Origin of the sequence: Tenuifilum thalassicum, assembly GCF_013265555.1 — a bacterium.
GTDB classification, from domain to species: Bacteria; Bacteroidota; Bacteroidia; order Bacteroidales; family Tenuifilaceae; genus Tenuifilum; species Tenuifilum thalassicum.
In genome coordinates, this window is sequence record NZ_CP041345.1 from 932,945 (window position 1) to 952,169 (window position 19,225).

Annotated in this window: 16 protein-coding genes; 9 read left to right on the forward strand and 7 right to left on the reverse strand. The window is 38.1% G+C overall.

Annotation, left to right across the window (positions count from 1 at the left end; all coding sequences use genetic code 11):
- Genes FHG85_RS03855 through guaB form a run of 4 tightly spaced genes read right to left on the reverse strand, consistent with a single transcriptional unit; the run spans position 1 to position 5,711 of the window.
- Positions 1 to 1,350, reverse strand: a complete 1,350-nt coding sequence (locus tag FHG85_RS03855) for a peptidylprolyl isomerase (protein ID WP_173073163.1) — start codon at positions 1,348 to 1,350, stop codon at positions 1 to 3.
- 7 nt (positions 1,351 to 1,357) lie between these two features.
- Positions 1,358 to 2,212 carry a peptidylprolyl isomerase gene (locus FHG85_RS03860; protein WP_173073165.1) on the reverse strand — a complete coding sequence of 285 codons (855 nt, stop codon included), beginning with the start codon at positions 2,210 to 2,212 and terminating at the stop codon, positions 1,358 to 1,360.
- A gap of 4 nt (positions 2,213 to 2,216) precedes the next feature.
- Positions 2,217 to 4,190, reverse strand: coding sequence for a foldase protein PrsA (locus FHG85_RS03865; protein ID WP_173073167.1), 1,974 nt, complete (start codon positions 4,188 to 4,190; stop codon positions 2,217 to 2,219).
- A 39-nt stretch (positions 4,191 to 4,229) separates the two neighbouring features.
- Positions 4,230 to 5,711, reverse strand: coding sequence for an IMP dehydrogenase (gene guaB / locus FHG85_RS03870; protein ID WP_173073169.1), 1,482 nt, complete (start codon positions 5,709 to 5,711; stop codon positions 4,230 to 4,232).
- 196 nt (positions 5,712 to 5,907) lie between these two features.
- Here guaB and FHG85_RS03875 point away from each other — a divergent pair, with 196 nt between their 5' ends.
- The gene (locus tag FHG85_RS03875; RefSeq protein WP_173073170.1) at positions 5,908 to 8,358 is read left to right on the forward strand and encodes a PAS domain S-box protein; all 2,451 of its coding nucleotides are present in this window, start codon (positions 5,908 to 5,910) and stop codon (positions 8,356 to 8,358) included.
- Here FHG85_RS03875 and FHG85_RS03880 read toward each other — a convergent pair.
- Positions 8,348 to 10,459: a S9 family peptidase gene (locus FHG85_RS03880; protein WP_173073172.1), complete on the reverse strand. Its 2,112-nt coding sequence runs from the start codon at positions 10,457 to 10,459 to the stop codon at positions 8,348 to 8,350. The genes FHG85_RS03875 and FHG85_RS03880 overlap by 11 nt on opposite strands.
- A gap of 141 nt (positions 10,460 to 10,600) precedes the next feature.
- On the opposite strand from FHG85_RS03880, the gene FHG85_RS03885 reads away from it, so the two are divergent.
- The 8 genes from FHG85_RS03885 (at position 10,601) to FHG85_RS03920 (ending at position 16,501) form a co-directional block, all read left to right on the forward strand.
- The gene (locus FHG85_RS03885) at positions 10,601 to 11,104 is read left to right on the forward strand and encodes a TlpA family protein disulfide reductase (protein WP_173073174.1); all 504 of its coding nucleotides are present in this window, start codon (positions 10,601 to 10,603) and stop codon (positions 11,102 to 11,104) included.
- An 11-nt stretch (positions 11,105 to 11,115) separates the two neighbouring features.
- Entirely contained in the window at positions 11,116 to 11,715 is a 600-nt protein-coding gene (locus tag FHG85_RS03890) for a thioredoxin family protein (protein WP_173073176.1), read from the forward strand.
- A gap of 72 nt (positions 11,716 to 11,787) precedes the next feature.
- Entirely contained in the window at positions 11,788 to 12,459 is a 672-nt protein-coding gene (mnmD, locus tag FHG85_RS03895) for a tRNA (5-methylaminomethyl-2-thiouridine)(34)-methyltransferase MnmD (protein ID WP_173073178.1), read from the forward strand.
- 96 nt (positions 12,460 to 12,555) lie between these two features.
- The gene (locus tag FHG85_RS03900) at positions 12,556 to 13,272 is read left to right on the forward strand and encodes an FKBP-type peptidyl-prolyl cis-trans isomerase (protein ID WP_173073180.1); all 717 of its coding nucleotides are present in this window, start codon (positions 12,556 to 12,558) and stop codon (positions 13,270 to 13,272) included.
- 63 nt (positions 13,273 to 13,335) lie between these two features.
- Positions 13,336 to 13,698, forward strand: a complete 363-nt coding sequence (locus tag FHG85_RS03905) for a DUF3127 domain-containing protein (RefSeq protein WP_173073182.1) — start codon at positions 13,336 to 13,338, stop codon at positions 13,696 to 13,698.
- A 22-nt stretch (positions 13,699 to 13,720) separates the two neighbouring features.
- Positions 13,721 to 15,001: a mechanosensitive ion channel family protein gene (locus tag FHG85_RS03910; protein WP_173073184.1), complete on the forward strand. Its 1,281-nt coding sequence runs from the start codon at positions 13,721 to 13,723 to the stop codon at positions 14,999 to 15,001.
- A 50-nt stretch (positions 15,002 to 15,051) separates the two neighbouring features.
- The gene (locus tag FHG85_RS03915; RefSeq protein WP_173073186.1) at positions 15,052 to 15,525 is read left to right on the forward strand and encodes a nucleoside deaminase; all 474 of its coding nucleotides are present in this window, start codon (positions 15,052 to 15,054) and stop codon (positions 15,523 to 15,525) included.
- Between the two features lie 52 nt (positions 15,526 to 15,577).
- Entirely contained in the window at positions 15,578 to 16,501 is a 924-nt protein-coding gene (locus tag FHG85_RS03920; RefSeq protein ID WP_173073188.1) for a patatin-like phospholipase family protein, read from the forward strand.
- Here the strand turns inward: FHG85_RS03920 and rlmB are convergent.
- Both rlmB and FHG85_RS03930 read right to left on the reverse strand, forming a co-directional pair.
- Entirely contained in the window at positions 16,496 to 17,236 is a 741-nt protein-coding gene (rlmB, locus tag FHG85_RS03925; RefSeq protein WP_173073190.1) for a 23S rRNA (guanosine(2251)-2'-O)-methyltransferase RlmB, read from the reverse strand. The genes FHG85_RS03920 and rlmB overlap by 6 nt on opposite strands.
- A 2-nt stretch (positions 17,237 to 17,238) precedes the next feature.
- Positions 17,239 to 19,197, reverse strand: a complete 1,959-nt coding sequence (locus tag FHG85_RS03930; RefSeq protein ID WP_173073192.1) for an ABC-F family ATP-binding cassette domain-containing protein — start codon at positions 19,195 to 19,197, stop codon at positions 17,239 to 17,241.
- Positions 19,198 to 19,225 lie beyond the last annotated feature (28 nt).

The window sequence follows — 19,225 nt, forward strand, 5'->3', positions numbered from 1 at the left end:
CTACTTTATCCAACCCTTTGTATGAAACTTGCAGCCATGAAAATCGGAATCAACTTTAATGTATATCGTTTTCACTTTCTTAGTTAGCCAATCTTGTAAAGTCTCGTTTTCTTTATTTGATTTTGTTAGTTGTTGAATGATAGCATAGTCGTCTTTCAGATTCGCTTTGTGTTTGGGGATGATCTGCTTTATTCTAATAATTTTAAAGACTACGTTGGCGTGCTCGTCGCGCGATTCAAAAGGTTCGCTAAACTCACCAACCTTTAGGTCCTTAATAGCATAGTAATCGGAAGGTTGAAGGTGCTCCTTCTCAAAAAATAGCGTGTTGGTATACGGGTTAATCATGACCCCTTTGTTCAGGTATGTCTTTTTATCTTGAGAGAACTTGAGAGCAGCCTCGTCAAAGGTTAGGCTATCGGTACGAATTAGTGTTGCAATGCTATCGAGTTTTTGAACAGCTCGGGATAGCATATCGGTAGTAAATTGTGGTTTTAGCAGGATATGGCGCACGTTAACCTGGTTGTTACGTTTTTCAATAAGCTGAATAATATGGTATCCGTATTCTGTTTCTACAACCTGGCTTACCTGTCCTTTTTGTAGGTTAAATGCGGCATCGGCAAACGCTTTAACTAATTCCTCACGGGAGCGAAAACCCAACTCGCCACCCTTAATTGCAGATGCTCTATCCTCTGAGTAAAGAGCAGCAAGAGTGGTAAAACTCTCGCCGTTTAATATCCGATTACGAATTTCAAGTAGCTTCTCTTTGGCTTCAAGTTTAGCTTTCTCAGCATCAGGTGGATATATAACTATTTGTTGTAAAACGTATTGTTGAGGTATTTCGGGCAGACTATCTTTAGGTATATGTTTATAAAACGATTTCACGTCGGCAGGTGTAATTTTTACTTTCTCAATAATTTTTTGCTGCATTTGTTGAGTAAGTTGTTGCTCTCGAATAATCTCCCGAAGATCATCTTTTATTTCAAAAATTGGTTTATTAAAATAGTTCTCAAGCGCTTTCTCGGAACCAATTTGGTTTATAAAATAGTTAAGCCTTCGTTCAACTTCCATTTCAACTGAGCCTTCGTTTACCTCTAAGCTATCAATTTTGGCTTGGGTTAGAAGAAGTTTTTGCATTAAAAGCTGTTCAAGGATTTGGCATCTATCAAGGTTTTGCGATGTGCTACCCTGCATTTTTATCCTTAGAAGTTCTTGTTCAACGTCCGATAGCAAAATCCTTTCGTTTCCTACGATGGCAATAACCTTATCGATAGAAATATTTTCCTGAGAAAATGAAGAAACGCTAATAATTGCAAAGGCAGTTATGCTTAGTAAAAGTCTAAATGCTTTCATGTTTTATCTATTTGAAAATTTCAAAATTATTATTGTCCTTAGCTTTGAGGTAAATACTTTTTTCAAGATCCTCAATTATCTTTTGTTTTCTTGAGTTCAGCAAGATTTGTTTAAGCTCATTTATCACGTACTCAAGGGGAGCAATCTGCCCTTGATGGGTTACATCACGAATCGATACTAAGTAAATAAAGCTACCATCTTCCATTTCAATATATTTTCGAGCAAGAACTTCTTTTAAGTCCTTCACCGGGTATGGTAACTCTTTAGCAATCAGCGAGAAAGGTACCCATTTGTCGTTAAAGAAATCGTAAAAAATAGCTGCTTGATAAGCCAGGTTATCAAGTAATTGTATATCTTCTTGTTTTTCAGAGCGATATATCTCTTTGATTTTTTGGGCTTGAGGGGCCTCTTTTCGAAGTTTGATATATAGAGCTTTTACAATAGGCTCTGTAAGTACAAAATTGTCTTTATTTAAATTATAGTACTCCTCAACCTCCGAATCACTAACAATGGTATCCATTTTTTGGTTTATAAATGCTTGCTCATACTTATGAATTAGAAGTGAAGCCCTATAATCTTCGAGTTGTCGGGCAACATTTTTTTCATTATCGGAGAGGTTTAGCTCGGCCTGTTTTAAAAGAAGCTGAGTTTGTATCCATTTCTCAATATAAGCTTTGGCAATAAGGATACTATCTTCGGGGCTCACATTGGAAAGAAAGATGTTCTTCAAGTCGTCTTTATACAAATACTTATCGTAAACTCTTGCAATAGGTTTTCCCTTATGTTCCGTTTGACACGAAACAGAAGCCATTAAAATTAGTAATGCTATTATTGTTATCCTTTTTATTGGTAGATGTTTCATTGATTTAATTCTTATTTGTAGTTAATTTATGGATTAGCTTGTTGTATTTAGTAGAATCAATTTTAACGACATACTTCTTCTTTAACTCGGTTAACCAAGAATTTTCAATGTAATTCTGAAAATCGGAAATCACTTCAGCTCTACAATCATCAAGTTCTTTAAGTTCATTAGTAGTTACCTTGTCAATGTGGGCAATAAGAATTGAGTCGTTTTCGCTTTTTACATTTATTCCATTTGGCCATGCCTCAAATCCCTTTACCTCCTCACTAGTTGTTAGGTATACGTTTTGTTCATAATTAATATTCACCCCTTTTTTCCCTAATTTTTCAACTATCGCCTGTGGGGCAATGCCTGGTTTCCTTTTTAGCATTTTAGATATTTTATTGGCTACCTTTTCATCATTTGTTCTATATGTTGTTAGGTAAACTCTTTTATCCCACTTGTATCTATCTCTATTTTGTTCAAAGAAGTTGTAAAGGGTGGCACTATCTGTTGCTTGAGTCCATATTTTTTGGTTCGAAATCTCAAAAAGGAGCATACCTTCGTAGTATTCCTTTGCAAGCTGTTTGTATTCGGGATATTTAAGTGGTAGCTGATGTTTCTCGTAATCAAAAAGGGTTTTATCAATCCAAGCATCAAAAACATTGTTTATAAATGAAGGGATTGAAATATTTTGTGCCTTTTTCTGGTTTATGTAGATGAAGTTAAGTAAGTCGGAAAGTTTATAGTTAGTGTTGTTTATAGAAAGAAGTATCGGATTGTTTTTAACTTGAGGGATTTGCCATTGGTCTTTGTAAATAGTTGAGTCTATAAGTTGGTTTAGCTGACTAAATGCCACGTCTTTAAATTCTGTTACCCTGTATTCCCTCTTTAATCTAGCAATGTATGCCTCTTTTACCAGATTAATTCTTGAATCTCGACTAAGAAGGTTTTTTATTTCAGAAAGCATCGATTCATAGCTACCAGGTAACTTTTTGTCGATTAGTTTAACAATGTGCCAGCCAAATGTTGTTTGAAAGGGTTTTGAGATATCGCCAACGTTTTCAAGGTTAAAAGCCACCTCTTCAAATTCAGGGATTATCTGTCCAGATCTAATCCAGGGTAGTTCACCGCCTTTTTCGGCTGTTCCTTTATCATCTGAGTATTGCTTTGCCAGCTTAGCGAAGTCTTCGCCGTTTTGAAGTTTCTCGTGTATCTCTACAATCTTTTTTCTAGCATTCTCTACAACATCTGGTGTAGCATTTGGCTGTACCCTAACCATGATGTGAGCTACCTTAATTTGGCCTTTAGTAGGTCGCCTATCGTGTACTTTTATGATGTGATATCCAAACCTTGTTCGGATTGGTAAAGAAACAGAATCAATGGGAGTGTTAAATGCTGCAGATTCAAAAGGGTAAACCATTTGGAATGCGGAGAACCATCCCAGGTAACCATTGTTTTTACTAACAGATGGGTCGTTGCTCATATTTAGCGCTACTTTACCAAAGGGCTCACCAGAAAGAACCCTTGTTCTGGCTTCCATTGCCTTTTTGTAGTAGGCAAGCGTATCGTTGCCAGAAGTATTTTCGGGCATTCTAATAAGAATATGGCTTGCGTTAACCTCTTCTTTCATTCTCTGGTATGCCTCATGGCTTAAGCGTGATAGCTCGTTTTTATCAATTAGATATGAGCTAGCAAGCTGATCGATGTAGCCGTTGTATTCTTGCTGGAACGATTTAGCTGTATCTATTTTAGCATCTTTTGCGGCTTGAACTTTTAGTCTAAAGTTGATAAATAGGTCCAAATATGCATCAATATCGCTTTTGCTAATAGGAGTATTGCTAACCTTATTGTTTTTCATGTAGAGCGAGGTGAACTCTTCGGTAAGGATTGGCTCACCATTTATAGTTAAAAGAGTATCGCTCACCTGGCATACTGCAGAAAATGTTAAAATGGTAGTGATAAATAAGCTTAAACCAAAGCGAATTATTGATTTCATCTGGATTTTGGTTTTATTGATTCTACAAATAACATTGCATTAATATGCCGAGTCTCTACTATAGTTTGGAGCCTCACGGGTAATAGCCACATCATGAGGGTGACTCTCAATAATACCAGCATTGGTTATACGAACGAACTTAGCATTCTTAAGCGCTTCAAGGTTTGGAGCACCGCAATAGCCCATGCCTGCTCGTAATCCACCTATTAACTGGTAAAAAACTTCAGATAGAGTTCCCTTGTAAGGTACTCGAGCAACAATGCCTTCTGGAACCAGTTTCTTAATATCATCCTCAACATCTTGGAAGTAACGATCCTTTGAGCCCTTTTGCATGGCGTCAAGAGACCCCATTCCTCTATATGATTTGAACTTACGACCATTGTAAATGATAGTTTCGCCTGGTGATTCTTCAACCCCAGCAAAAAGCGAACCAGCCATAATGGTATCGGCTCCTGCTGCAAGTGCCTTTACAATATCACCAGAGTATCTAATTCCTCCATCGGCAATAACAGGCACACCAGAGCCTTTAATGGCTTTTGAAACATCCCAAATGGCATTGAGTTGAGGTACACCTACACCTGCTACAACACGGGTTGTACAAATAGATCCAGGCCCAATTCCAACTTTTACAGCATCTGCACCTGCGTCAACAAGCATTTTGGCAGCTTCTGCTGTAGCAATGTTTCCAACAACAACATCAAGTCCAGGAAACTCTTTTTTTACTTTTTTGAGCATCTCAACCACACCCTTGGTATGACCATGGGCTGTATCAATAACTATAGCATCAACATCGTTATCGTATAGAGCCTTAACACGTTCTAAAGTGTCGCTTGTAACCCCAACCCCAGCAGCTACTCTTAACCTACCTTTTTTATCCTTGCTGGCGTTAGGATTGTCTTTTACCTTAGTAATGTCTTTGTAGGTTAACAGCCCAATAAGCTTGTTATTCTCATCAACTACAGGTAGCTTTTCAATTTTATGCTCCTTAAGAATTTCTGTTGCTTTTTCTAAGTCAATGGATTGATTAGTGGTAATTATCCCCTTTGAAGTCATTACCTCACTTATTGGGGTGCGAAGATTTTCATGGAAACGCAAATCGCGGTTAGTAATAATGCCTATTAGTATGCCACTTTCATCAACAACTGGTATGCCTCCAATATGGTACTCCTTCATCATTGCCAGTGCATCGCCAATTGTGGCGTTAGGACCAATGGTTACAGGTTCATAAATCATACCGTTTTCGGCCCTTTTTACCTCACGAACCTGGCGTGCTTGTGCCTCTATTGACATGTTCTTGTGAATTACACCTATACCTCCCTCACGAGCAATGGCAATGGCAAGTGCAGCCTCGGTAACAGTATCCATTGCTGCTGATACTATTGGTGCCTTTAACTCAATGTTGCGTGAAAATTTAGAAGTTAAATCAACATTGCGGGGTAAAACTTCTGAATATGCTGGCACTAGCAATACATCATCGAAAGTTAAACCTTCTGCGACAACTTTATTTTTTAAAAACGACATGGCTACTTGGTTTACTGTTTAAAAATGCGGCAAGTTACAAAAAAATGAGATTTCTACAATTGGCTTTTCTTAGAATGACACTAAGTATCTGTTGTTTTTTGTTAAACTAATTACTTACATAAATTGTTAACTTTAAATAATACGAATTGATTTTCAAATATTTTTTATTTAAATTGCTAGTATAAATTATAAACAGTTGAAAAAAGATTTCGATATAAATAGTCTACGGAAAGAGTTCGCCGAGCTAAAAGCCAAATACCATGAACTTCGTTATAAAGCAGTTTTGTCAAAAAAAACTGCCGACGATGCAAAGAATTTACTTGAAGATGTTCAAGCTCGTAACCAAGCATTACTTGAAGCAAACCCCGATTTAATGTTTGTTTTCGATAGGGATGGTAATTTTTTAGATTACAACGCCGAGAGTGGTGATATGTATGCGGTACCTGAATCATTCATTGGGAAAAAGGTTGATTTGGTATTACCTCCCGATGTTGCAACGCTAACTCACGATAAAATAAAAGCCCTTTACGAAACTAATCAAATGCAGATTTATGATTATCAGCTAGTAATAAATGGGGAACTACGTTTTTTTGAGAGCCGTTTGGTAAAGTATGGTCAGGATAAGGCGTTGGCAGTTGTAAGGGATATTACCGAACGTAAAAACTATGAGCTCAAGATTAAGGAGAGGGAGTCGAAATATCAAGAACTTTACGATTTGTTGAGGCTATTAGCCGATACTACTCCCGATATGATTTGGGCAAAGGATGTGGAAAAACGTTTCATCTTTGTAAATAAGGCTATTTGCAGAGATTTACTTAATGCGAAGGACACTAATGAACCTATTGGTAAAACAGATTTGTTTTTTGCTTTACGCGAGCGTGAAAGACATCCCGAAAACCCAGAGTGGCATACATTTGGTGAGCTTTGCATGGATTCCGATGAGATTACCATGCAGGAGATGCGCCCAATGCAATTCGAAGAATTTGGAAATATTAAAGGAAAATTTGTTTTTCTGGATGTTCACAAAGCTCCCCTATTAGATAAGAACGGCAAGTTAATAGGGGTTGTAGGAACTGCTAGGGATATAACTAAGTATAAGGAGTATGAAAGGCAGCTGAAACTCTCAGAAGAAACCTATAGGGGTATAATTAACAGCATTTCAGAGGCTGTTTACATTCAGGATGAGAATGGTATTTTTCTAGATGTAAATGACACCGCAACAAAAATCTACGGTTTTCCGCGCGAGTATTTTATTGGCAAGAGCCCTGAATTTCTTTCTGCTCCAGGATACAACGATTTACCTAAAGTAGCAGAATATGTCAAAAAGGCTTATAATGGTGAGCCACAACAGTTTGAGTTTTGGGGAATTAAACACGATGGATCCCATTTCCCAAAGGTGGTTAGCGTGACCCCTGGTAAATATTTTGGCAGGAGGTGCGTTATTGCTGTTGCTCGTGATATTACTGAGCGCAAGAAGTGGGAAAATGACTTAATTGAAGCTAAGGCAAAAGCCGAAGAGAACGACAGGTTGAAATCGGCATTCCTTGCCAATATGAGCCATGAGATTAGAACACCCTTGAATGGTATTTTAGGCTTTGTTCAGCTTATGAAGGACCCTTGCCTAAATAAGGACTCTTTTGAACGGTATTTGGAAATTATTGAAAAGAGTGGCGAAAGGCTTAATAGCCTACTTAACGGATTAATAGACCTGGCTAGAATTGAATCCGGACAGCTCAATGTGAATATCAAGCCTGTGAAAATCTATAGTATATACAGCTATCTGTATGAATTATTCAAACACGAGGCCTCTGCTAAAGGTTTAAAGTTTCTTTCAAAATGCAATATTAAAGACCCCGAAACAACCATTGAGACCGACCCGAATCTGCTACAGGATTCATTAGTTAACATTCTGAAGAATGCCATAAAATACACAGAAAAAGGGCATGTTGAGATTGGTTGTATGGTAATTGATAACACCCTTGATTTCTGGGTCAAAGATACAGGCATTGGGATACCTGATGATAAGAAAGAGGTCATTTTTGATAGATTTGTAAGAGGGAATGATGATTATACAAATCCATACGAAGGGGCCGGTTTAGGGTTGGCAATTTCAAAATCTTATATTGAAAAGTTAGGTGGACAAATCACCTTTGAAAGTAGGGTAGGGGTTGGGTCTATATTTCATGTTAAAGTTCCAGTAAAACCCATACAAAATGAAGCTGATAAAAATGCTAATGCACCTAAAGGTGAATCTACTGAAGTGCAGAAGGGACTAGATTTAAACATTTTGGTGGTTGACGATGATTACATCTCGGCTCTACTGCTAAAGGAGTTACTATTAAAATATTCCGAGAGAATCTTTATTGCCCACAGTGGAGTAGAAGCAGTAGAAGCTGTTAAATCCAATCCTGATATCGATTTGGTTTTTATGGATATAAAAATGTCTGGATTAAACGGATATGAAGCCACTCAAAAGATAAAAGCAATTAACCCCAACATAAAGGTTATTGCACAAACCGCCTTTGCCATGAAAGGTGATAAGGAAATGGTGCTAAAGGCTGGTTGTAACGGGTATATATCTAAACCTATTGATAAGGTGGAACTTGAGCAAATTGTTCAGGATTGTTTAAAAGATGCTAATCGGTAATCCCCCACTGCTTCAGCATATATGCATATATAAATGCATCGTCATTAAGTTGTGCGTATCTGCCCGATGACTGCGAATGGCCAAGCCCCATATCAACCCAAAGTAAGATTTCGCTGTCTCCCGTGTTGTTTTCTCTTAGCTTGGCGGCCCATTTTACCGGCTCGTAATATTGAACCTGATTATCGTTAAACCCGGCGGTGATAAGCATATTTGGATATTTTTGTCGCTTTACCTGATCGTAGGGGGAGTATGATTTAATGTAAAAGTAGCAGGTTGAATCGTTTGGATTTCCCCATTCATTATACTCAACCGTGGTTAAAGTTTTGGAGGAATCGAGCATTGTTGTAAGCACATCAACAAAGGGAACTTCAGCTACAATTGCCTTGAATAAATCGGGGCGCATGTTGGCTACAGCTCCCATTAACATGCCACCTGCACTGCTTCCATGGGCAATAAGCATATCAGAAGAGGTGTAACCATCAGCAATAAGTTTTTCGGCGCATGCAATAAAGTCGGTAAAAGTATTTTTCTTGTTCAAAAGCTTTCCTTGTTCGTACCAGTGTCTTCCCATTTCTTGTCCTCCACGTACATGTGCAATGGCGTAAACAACGCCTCTATCAAGAAGGCTTACCAGGTTTGGGTCAAAGGTCGTGTTGATTGAGTAGCCGTAGGCTCCGTATCCGTATAACAGCAAAGGGGTTTCTTTTGAAAACTCAATCCCTTTTTTGTAAACCATCGATATAGGAATTTTTGCGCCATCACTGGCGGTAGCCCAAATTCTTTTCGATTCGTAATTTGAGGGATCAAATCCTCCTAAGACTTCGTTCTGTTTTATTAATCGAATTTTGCGAGTAGTCATGTTATACTCACAAGTTGAACCAGGTGTAGTAAGTGAGGTGTAGAAGTAGTAAAATAAATTGGTGTTGTACTCTGGGTTAATTGATGGTAGTGCAATGTAAACATCTTCACCAAAATCAATGTAATGCTGCTCAAGTGTTTGCAAATTGGTTACTTTTACTTTTGTTAGCGCATCACGACGCTCGGTTGTAACCAGATGGTTTTTAAATGCTTCCATGGTTAAGATTAGCACTGAGCTATCGGCTGGTATTATTTCTTGCCAATTTTTTAGGTTAGGGTTGTATGTTGGGGCCCTTAGCACCCTGAAATTCTTTGCTTTATAATTAGTGAGAAAATAGAAGTACTTTCCAGAATGGTCAACACTATATTCAAAGCCATTTTTCCTGCTGGCAATAAGTTTGAAGTTGCCTAATGGTGTTTTTGAGTTAAGATACCAGCATTCACTCGATACACCATTAGAGGTAGAGATTATTATATAGTCGTTCGACTTTGTAGTAAATACATGAGTTCGGAAAGTGTTATCTTTTTTAGAGAAAACCAGTTTGTCCTCGTAAGGTTGAAGGATGTCGTGCCTATATACGGCCGAAGGTCGAAGTAGGCTGTCTTTGAAAGTGTAAAAAACAAAACGGCTATCCTTAGTCCAGGCTACCTCGCCGGTAGTATTTTCAATCTTATGCTCAAGTAAACGACCTGTAGCAAGGTCTTTGAAATAGATGGTAAAATAGCGTCTCCCAATTGTGTCGACCCCGTAAGCCATGTAATTGTTATCGGGTGAGATGTCAATACTTGCTATCTGGCAATAACGATGACCTGCTGCTACCTCATTCTCATCGAGAATAATTTCTTCGGGAGCATTCATGCTTCCTTTTCGCCTACAGTTAATCGGATATTCTTTCCCCTCTTCGTATTTTATGTAGTAGTAATAGCCATTCATAAAGACAGGAACAGTAATATCATCGCCTCTTTTACGCGATCGCATTTCAGAAACCAAACGCTTTTGAAGTTCAAGAGTCGATTCCATTACGGCATACGTGTATGTGTTTTCTGCAAGGATGTAATCTATAACCTTTTGTGAATCGCGATAGCTAAGCCAGTAATATGGGTCTATTCTGGTATCTCCAAACATAACTAAAGCCGTATCATGTTTTTCAGCTTTTGGGTGGCTAGGAATTGTAGTGCATGATGAGCTTAACAAGACTAGGAGTGAGAAAAGGCAAATCTTTTCAATGTTTTTTAAAATCATTCTTTCATCAGATTTTTGAAAATCAAATTTATCACATTGATTACTTTTATACAAAATATCGTTAATTTTATTCAATTGAATCTTTGTTTATGTTGGCTAAACATATTTATCTTTTAGCTGTTTAACAATAAAAAGTTTAATATGAAGAAGTTTCTTGCACTAATAATTCTGCTAGCATTTTTTTTTGGGTGTAGCAGTAAAATACAAGAAAAGCAAAACACCGAAATACCAATTGTTAACTTTTCTGGGGTAAAACCTTATTTAAGTAGCGTTTCCGATACGGTTTATGTTATAAACTTTTGGGCTACATGGTGCGCACCTTGTGTTAAGGAATTCCCATATTTTGAAGAAGTTTTAAATCGATATAAAAACCGAAAGGTAAAAGTTTTGATGATAAACCTGGATTTTCCAAATCAGCTCGATAAGAGCTTAAAGCCATTCCTTGCAGAAAGGGAGTCCCGCATAAATGTGATTGTGCTGGATGACCCGAATCAGAATGAATGGATAAATAAAGTTGATTCAACGTGGAGTGGCGCACTTCCTGCCACATTAATATACAAGGGCTCAGACCGGGTCTTTTATGAAGGACCAGTAGAGTTGAGTGATTTAACTGTTAAAATTGACAGTTTACTTTTAAAACCTTAAAATCTAAAGTTATGAAGAAGATGATGTTAACGTTTGCTGCTACCTTTATGGTTGCCGCACTTTTTGCTCAGGGTTTAAAAATTGGCGATAAGGCCCCTGACTTTCGCCTAAAAAATGTTGATGGTAAAATGATTTCCCTTGCCGATTACAAGGATGCTAAAGGGTTTATAGTGATATTCTCTTGTAACCATTGCCCATTTGTAAAGGCGTATGAGGACAGGATTATTGAACTTCACAAGAAGTTTGAACCTAAGGGCTTCCCTGTAGTAGCCATTAACTCAAATGATCCTAATGTTGTGCCTGAAGATTCTTATGAGAAGATGATAGAGCGTGCAAAGGAGAAAGACTTTCCTTTTGCCTATCTTTTTGATGAGGGGCAAAATGTTTACCCCAAGTATGGCGCTACAAGAACGCCTCATGTTTTCATTTTAAGCAAAAACAAGGGCAACCTGGTTGTAGAGTACATAGGCACAATTGATGACAACTACAAAGATGCCTCAGCTGTTAAAACAAAGTATGTGGAGGATGCGGTTAATGCACTTTTAGCAGGTAAAAAGCCTCCAGTAACCGAAACCAAAGCCATTGGATGTTCAATTAAGGTAAAAAAGTAGTTTTATCTTATATTTTTGTTGGCCGCTTCGTTTGAGGCGGCTTTTTTATTAGCTTAGCTCAAAAATAAAATCATGGCGTATCTTAAAGTGGTTCCAACATCCGACGGCAGCCCAACCCTTTTTAGTGATAAATTTAATGCGCACTACCATTCTATAAACGGTGCAATTACCGAATCGAACCATGTCTTTATAAATGCTGGTTTTAAAAAGGTTGCAGAAAACAGGTCGTTTGTCAGGGTGTTGGAGGTTGGCCTTGGAACATGTCTAAATTCAGCTTTAACAGCAGTAGCTGCTAAAGGGTGGGTTGTTAAAGTAGAATATTTTGGTATTGAAATGTTCCCTCCTGAAAAACCATTGCTTAAAAATATGATTAGTAACTTTAATACAGAGAGTGAACTAAAAGAGCAATGGCTAAAAGTTGCTCAGGCTCCATTTGGTGAGTCTACAATTATAAACAATAAATTTTCAATACATAAGATTGAGGATGATTTTTGTAAATGGATCCCGTCGATAAATTTTGATGTTGTCTATTTTGATGCCTTTGCACCCGATGATCAACCAGAGATGTGGAGTATTGAGAACTTTAAGAAACTATTTCTGTGTTTGAACCCAAATGGAATTTTAGTTACCTATTCAGCAAAGGGAGTTGTTAAACAAAATTTAAGAGATGCAGGTTTCAAGGTGGAGCGTTTGAGTGGGCCTCCAGGTAAACGCCATATGATAAGAGCAATTAAGGTGACTTAACCATACAAAAAAGGTTAACAGTATTGTTACAATTCAAAAAGTGTCGTATATTCGCAATGAATAAATTTTGAAGAATTAATCTAAATTAATTATACCATGAAGTTTAAAAGTTTATTAGTTGCCGCATTGGCATTTCCTGTAATGGTTTCTTGCCAGAGCTCAAATAAAAAGGTTGGCAAAGTTATTTTAAAATCCGATACCGACAGCTTAAGTTACGCACTAGGTGTTAATATCTCATCAAGTTTTAAAAATGCTAACTTCAAAGAAATTAACTTTAAAGCTGTAGCACGTGCAATTCAGGATGTTTATAGTGATGATTCTGCACAAGTAAAAATGACCAATGAAGAAGCGATGAATGTCATTAGGACATATTTTGATCGTCAACAAAAAAAATTAGCTGAAGAGAATCGCATTGCTAGTGAGAAGTTCCTTGAAGAAAATAAAACTAAAGAGGGTGTTATTGTTGATTCCTCGGGATTGCAATACAAAATAATTGAAGAAGGTACTGGTCCAATGCCAACTGCAGAAGACGTTGTTAAAGTTCACTACAAAGGGACTCTGATAGATGGAACTCAGTTTGATTCATCATACGATAGGGGAGAGCCTGCCCAATTTAAATTAAACCAAGTAATTAAGGGTTGGACAATCGGTTTGCAAAAAATGAAAGTAGGATCAAAGTTTATACTTTACATACCTAGCGATTTGGCCTATGGCGAAACAGTACGCCCTGGTGGACCTATTGGTCCTAACCAAGCTCTCATTTTTGAGGTTGAACTTCTTGACATTGTTAAAGATACCTCAAATAATAAATAAATAATTCTACTTTAATTATTTAGCCGGGTTGGTTTACCACCCGGCTTTTTAATCTAGCACAGGATGGAAATAAAAGGTAAATTGATCAAAGCGCTCGACCAGCAAAGCGGACAGGGAAAAAATGGCACCTGGGTCAAGCAAGAGTTTATTATTGAAACGCAGGAGCAATACCCCAGAAAGGTATGTATTTCGCTTTGGGGCGATAAGGTTAAGGAATTGGAATCAATCCAAGTAGGCGATTTATTAACTGCTTCAATTAATATTGAATCGCGTGAGTATAATGGCAGGTGGTATACCGACATTCGTGCCTGGCGAATTGTAAAGGAAAACGTGTCCAACGATTCTTCAGTACCACCTGACTCCCCTCCGTTTAATGAAAGTGATTTTCCCGATATTAACGAAAGCGATGAGGATTTCCCCTTTTAGTCAAACTAAATTTTAATAAACCATGGAAACTATTAGTGAGCAAATCATTCATAAATACCAGTTTCTCGAAAACTTGGAATCATGGTTATTTAATATGGGGTTCAGTGAGAATCTTGCTCAATTAGCAAAGGTTTCCATTGCTTTGGTAGGAATTCTTATATTGGCCTTTATCGCTGATTTTATTGCTAAGCGTATTTTTCTTACCTCAATGGAAAGGATAGCACACTTTACTAAAACCGATTGGGATGATATTTTAGTAGAAAAACGTTTTTTCCATCAATTGGCTCACTTCGCCCCTGCAATACTGGTCTACCTTACCATAGGCGTTGCTCTATATGATTACTCTCCCAAACTTACCATAGTTTTTCAGGCGTTAGTAAAAATTTATATGGTTTATCTTTCGGTTAGCACTCTGTCAATTCTTCTTGATAGCATTAATATCATTTACCAAAAGTACCCTTTCGCCGCTAGCCGACCAATAAAAGGCTATCTTCAAGTTATAAAAATAATTCTTTACATATTTGCTGGAATAATTGTAGTTGCTATTCTCATTAATCGCGATCCATCATCGCTAATATTAGGGTTAGGGGCTTCTACGGCCATTTTAATGTTGGTGTTTAAAGATGCAATTAATGGTTTGGTTGCTTCCATTCAACTTTCTGCAAATAAGATGCTTAAGATAGGTGATTGGATTGAAATGCCTAATCGAAATCTTGATGGGAATGTCATAGATATAAGCTTAACCACTGTTAAAGTTCAGAATTGGGATAAAACAATAACTACCGTTCCTCCTTATGCTCTGGTTAATGAAAGTTTCAAGAATTGGAGAGGAATGGAAGAGTCTGACGGACGAAGGGTGATGAAATCGCTCATTATCGATTCAAAGACCATTAAGTTTTGTAATAGAGAGCTGCTTGAGCGTTTATCAAAGATAAATCTTATTAAGAATATTGTTGCTGAGGTTAATCTGAATGATGTAGATGATCAGGATCAGATTGCTCTTATTAATGCCGGTGCACAAACCAATCTTAATCTCTTCCGTAGGTATGTTTATGAATACCTTTCGCATCATCCTCAGGTAAATAAAAGCCTTACTCTAATTGTTCGACTAAAGCAGCCTACCGAATTTGGAATTCCATTTGAGATGTACTTCTTTTTGAAAGAAAAGCGATGGACTCAATATGAGATCATTCAATCGAAAATAATTGATCATATTTTTGCTGCATTACCGGTTTTTGATTTGAAAGTATACCAGCGTTTAACAAGCGATGATATCAGAGCTTTGGTAAACAAGTTAAATTAGTAGTTTGAAAGAGTCATACTAAATTATGAGCAAATAATTTTTAAGGGAATATGAACGAACACGAAAAATTTATGGATGAGGCCATCAAGCTTGCTATTGATGGTGTTATAGCTGGCGAAGGGGGACCTTTTGGTGCTATAGTTGTTAAAGATGGTAAAATTGTAGGTCGCGGGAATAACCATGTAACCTCAACCAACGATCCTACAGCTCATGCCGAGGTGATGGCCATAAGAGACGCGTGTAAGAACCTGAACACTTTTCAGCTAAACGGATGCGTACTTTATACTTCGTGCGAGCCATGCCCCATGTGCTTTGGCGCAATTTATTGGGCTCGTCTCGACAAGGTATACTACTCTGCCAACCGTCATATGGCTTCATATCATGGATTTGACGACAGCTTCATTTATGATGAGGTCAATCTTTCTTTTGACCATCGCAGGATACCTTTTATACATGTTAGCCCCGAAAAGGGAGTAGTACCCTTCAGGGAGTGGGACAAGAAAGAGAATAAAATTAAATACTAACCTTAATTAGACATTCTTTGAGTCTCGGAATGTTGCTAAAATTCAGTTAGATATGAAGAAATCAAAGAATGTTGCTCTGGTATTAGGGAGTGGGGGAGCCAGGGGGCTTGCCCATATTGGAGTAATTGAAGAGCTTGAACGTAGAGGTTATAATATTACCTCCATTTCAGGTTCTTCAATGGGGGCATTGGTAGGTGGCCTGTTAGCAGCCAATAGGTTGGAAGAATACAAAGAGTGGATAATTTCTTTAGATAAGATTGATATACTAACTCTTATTGACTTTACCATTTCGTCTAGAGGAATTGTTAAAGGCCACAAGGTGTTTGAGCGAATGCAAGAGCTCAACCTTATACCCAATGTAAATATTGAGGATTTGCCAACTCCTTACACCGCTGTTGCTGTTGATATATTAAATAACAAGCTGGTAGTTTTTAATTCTGGAAATTTACAAACTGCAATTAGAGCATCTATTTCAATACCAAATGTATTTACACCTTTACAATGTAATGGTTCCATTTTAGTTGATGGAGGCGTTTTATCACCTTTGCCTCTTGAATATATTAAGAGACAGGATGATGACTTGCTTATTGCTGTAGATTTAAACGCAATAAAGCCGTATGACCATGAAAAAAAGGAAAAGGACGATAAAAAGAGTTGGAGCATAGATAATCCTAAATTTGAAAAGCTAGTTAAGCAGTGGGATAGGCTATTTGGTCATTTTGTTGATAACCATAAGGGGGAGGAAGAAGGTAAGAAAGTCCAACCGAAATCGCTTGGTTATTTTGATTTGGCAATGCGTTCCATTCAACTTATGCAAGCGCAGCTCACACAATATGCACTTAAAGTAACTCCGCCTGATGCGTTAATTTCAATATCAAAAAACTCTGCAACCGTTTTTGAGTTTTACAGAGCTAAAGAGCTAATTGAGTATGGTCGGACGGAGTGCGCTAAGGTGCTTGACGAGAAAGGCTTATAGGCTGCGCTGTCGTAACGCTTCGTAAAGCATTACTCCTGTTGCAACAGAAACATTCAGCGATTCAATTTTCCCTTTTAAGGGTATCCTTACAACTTCATCGGAGAGTTTTAAAACTTCGGGATGTATTCCAGTATCTTCGGCACCCATGACTATAGCAATGGGGCCAGCAAAATCAGCATTATACAAATCTTTTTTGCCCTTTTCGCTTGCCGATATAATTCTGAACCCATTATCTTTAAGCTGATAGCAAAACATCTTTAAACTCCCAACTCTGCAAATTGGCAAGTTATATAGCGCACCTGCAGATGTTTTAATGGCATCGCTACCTACACTAGCAGCACCTTTAGCTGGTACAATTATTGCATCCACTCCAGCACATTCGGCAGTTCTTACAATAGCGCCAAAATTCCGAACATCGGTTACTCTGTCCAGTACCAGAAGAAAAGGAGGTGAGTTTTGCTCTTGAAGCTTGGGTAGTATATCGTCGAACTTTTGATATTCAATTGAGGCTGTGTAAGCAATAACTCCTTGGTGGTTTTTGTTTTGAAATTTTGAAAAGGCTTCAATAGGTACATACTGAAAGGGAATGTTCTCATGTTTTAGCTTTCCTAAAAGCTCAGATGCAAGATTACCTGTTAAGCCTTTCTTGATTATTACTTTGCTAATCGGAGCATTTGAATTTACTGCTTCAATAACAGCTCTGATGCCAAATATTAGATTTTCTTCTTTAGCCATGTTTATAGTTTGTTGCGTTGTTGTTTTAATTTGTCTAGTTGCGTGGCAAGATCTTCCCATTGCTCCATCTTTGTGGCAAGGTCTTCTTTCTTACCCTCGTAATTTGTAAAAAATTCCTTATCGCTTAGATCTATTCCATGTGCTGCAGGATCGGTTAGCTTGTTATCGATTTCGGATAATTCACTTTCAAGGGAAGAGATCTCTTGCTCTAACTTATTGATTTGATTTTCAACTTTTCTAATCTTTCGATCTAACTCTTTTCGTTCTTCCCACAACTTTTTTTGGTCGGATGGTGCGTTGGTTTTATCTGTTGACTTTTGTTGCCTTTGTACAGCTTCTAGTTCTTTAAGAGTTTCCAGTTTTTTACGACGTAAAAAGTCGTATATACCACCAATGTGTTCTTTGACTTTCCCATGGGTGAATTCATAAACTTTATTCACCAATCCATTAAGGAAATCGCGATCGTGAGAAACAATAATAACTGTACCATTATACTCCAAGAGAGCATTCTTCAGAACATCTTTCGAACGCATGTCGAGGTGGTTTGTTGGCTCGTCGAGCACCAGTAGGTTATAGGGTTGAAGCATTAGCTTTGCTAGCGCCAAGCGGTTACGCTCTCCTCCCGATAACACGCTTACGCGTTTATCTACATCTTCGCCACGAAAAAGGAAAGCGCCAAGAATATCACGAATTTTTGTTCTTATATCCCCAACAGCAACTCTATCGATGGTTTCAAGAACAGTTAGCGAGTTGTCAAGTATCTCATCCTGGTTTTGTGCAAAATAACCAATGGTAACATTGTGGCCAATTTTCAGCTCTCCATCGTAGCTAAGCTCACCAACGATGATTCGGCTCATAGTGGTTTTCCCTTCGCCGTTTCGCCCAACAAATGCCACCTTTTCGCCACGTTCAATTGTAAAGTGTGCATCGGCAAATACTTGTTTGGTATCAAAACTCTTTGCTAGACCTTTTGCTTCAACAACAATATCGCCAGAACGAGGTGCTTCAGGGAAACGGATGTTTACCGTAGAGTTGTCTTCTTCCTCTATTTCAATAATATCCATCCGTTCAAGCATTTTTATTCTTGACTGTACTTGAACGGCCTTTGTTGCCTTGTAACGGAATCGCTCAATGAAGTCTTGGGTATCTTCTATTAGCTTTTGCTGGTTTCGGTATGCAGCCAGCTGCTGCTCACGTCGTTCACGTCGAAGCTCAACATACTTAGTGTAAGGAACACGGTAGTCGTATACTTTACCTAATGAGATTTCAATTGTACGTTGGGTAACATTATCGAGGAATGCACGGTCGTGTGAGATTAGTAGTAGGGTGCCTTGGAAGTTTTTAAGGTACTCTTCTAGCCATTGTATCGATTCAATATCCAGGTGGTTGGTTGGCTCATCGAGCAGAAGAACCTGAGGGTTTTGTAGCAGTATCTTGGCAAGCTCTATTCGCATTCGCCAACCACCACTAAACTCAGTTGTTGGCCTAACGAAATCGGTTCGCTCAAATCCCAATCCCAGTAAAGTTTGCTCTGCACGTGCATCTGCTGTGTCGCCATCAAGAATGGTATAACGATCGTTAAGGTCGGTAAGCTTACTAATGAGGGCTAGATACTCTTTACTTTCGTAGTCGGTTCGTGTTGCTATCTGTTCCGTTAGCTTTGTGATTTCGGATTTGATTTGTTTGATCTCAGCAAAAGCTTTCTTTGCTTCATCAAGAACCGTATTGCCCGAGGCAAGCTTCATTTGTTGAGGAAGATATCCCAACTTAATATCGCCCGATAACGAAACACTCCCCGAGGTTGGCTTTATTTCACCTGCAATTAGCCTAAGCATTGTGGTTTTACCTGCTCCATTTTTACCAACAAGGCCAACACGCTCATTATCGTTAAGCTGAAAGCTAACTCCTTTGAATAGGTCAAAACCACCAAAAGTTAGTGTGAGATTATTTACCGAAACCATTGTAAAACAGAAAAAATAGTTGCTGCAA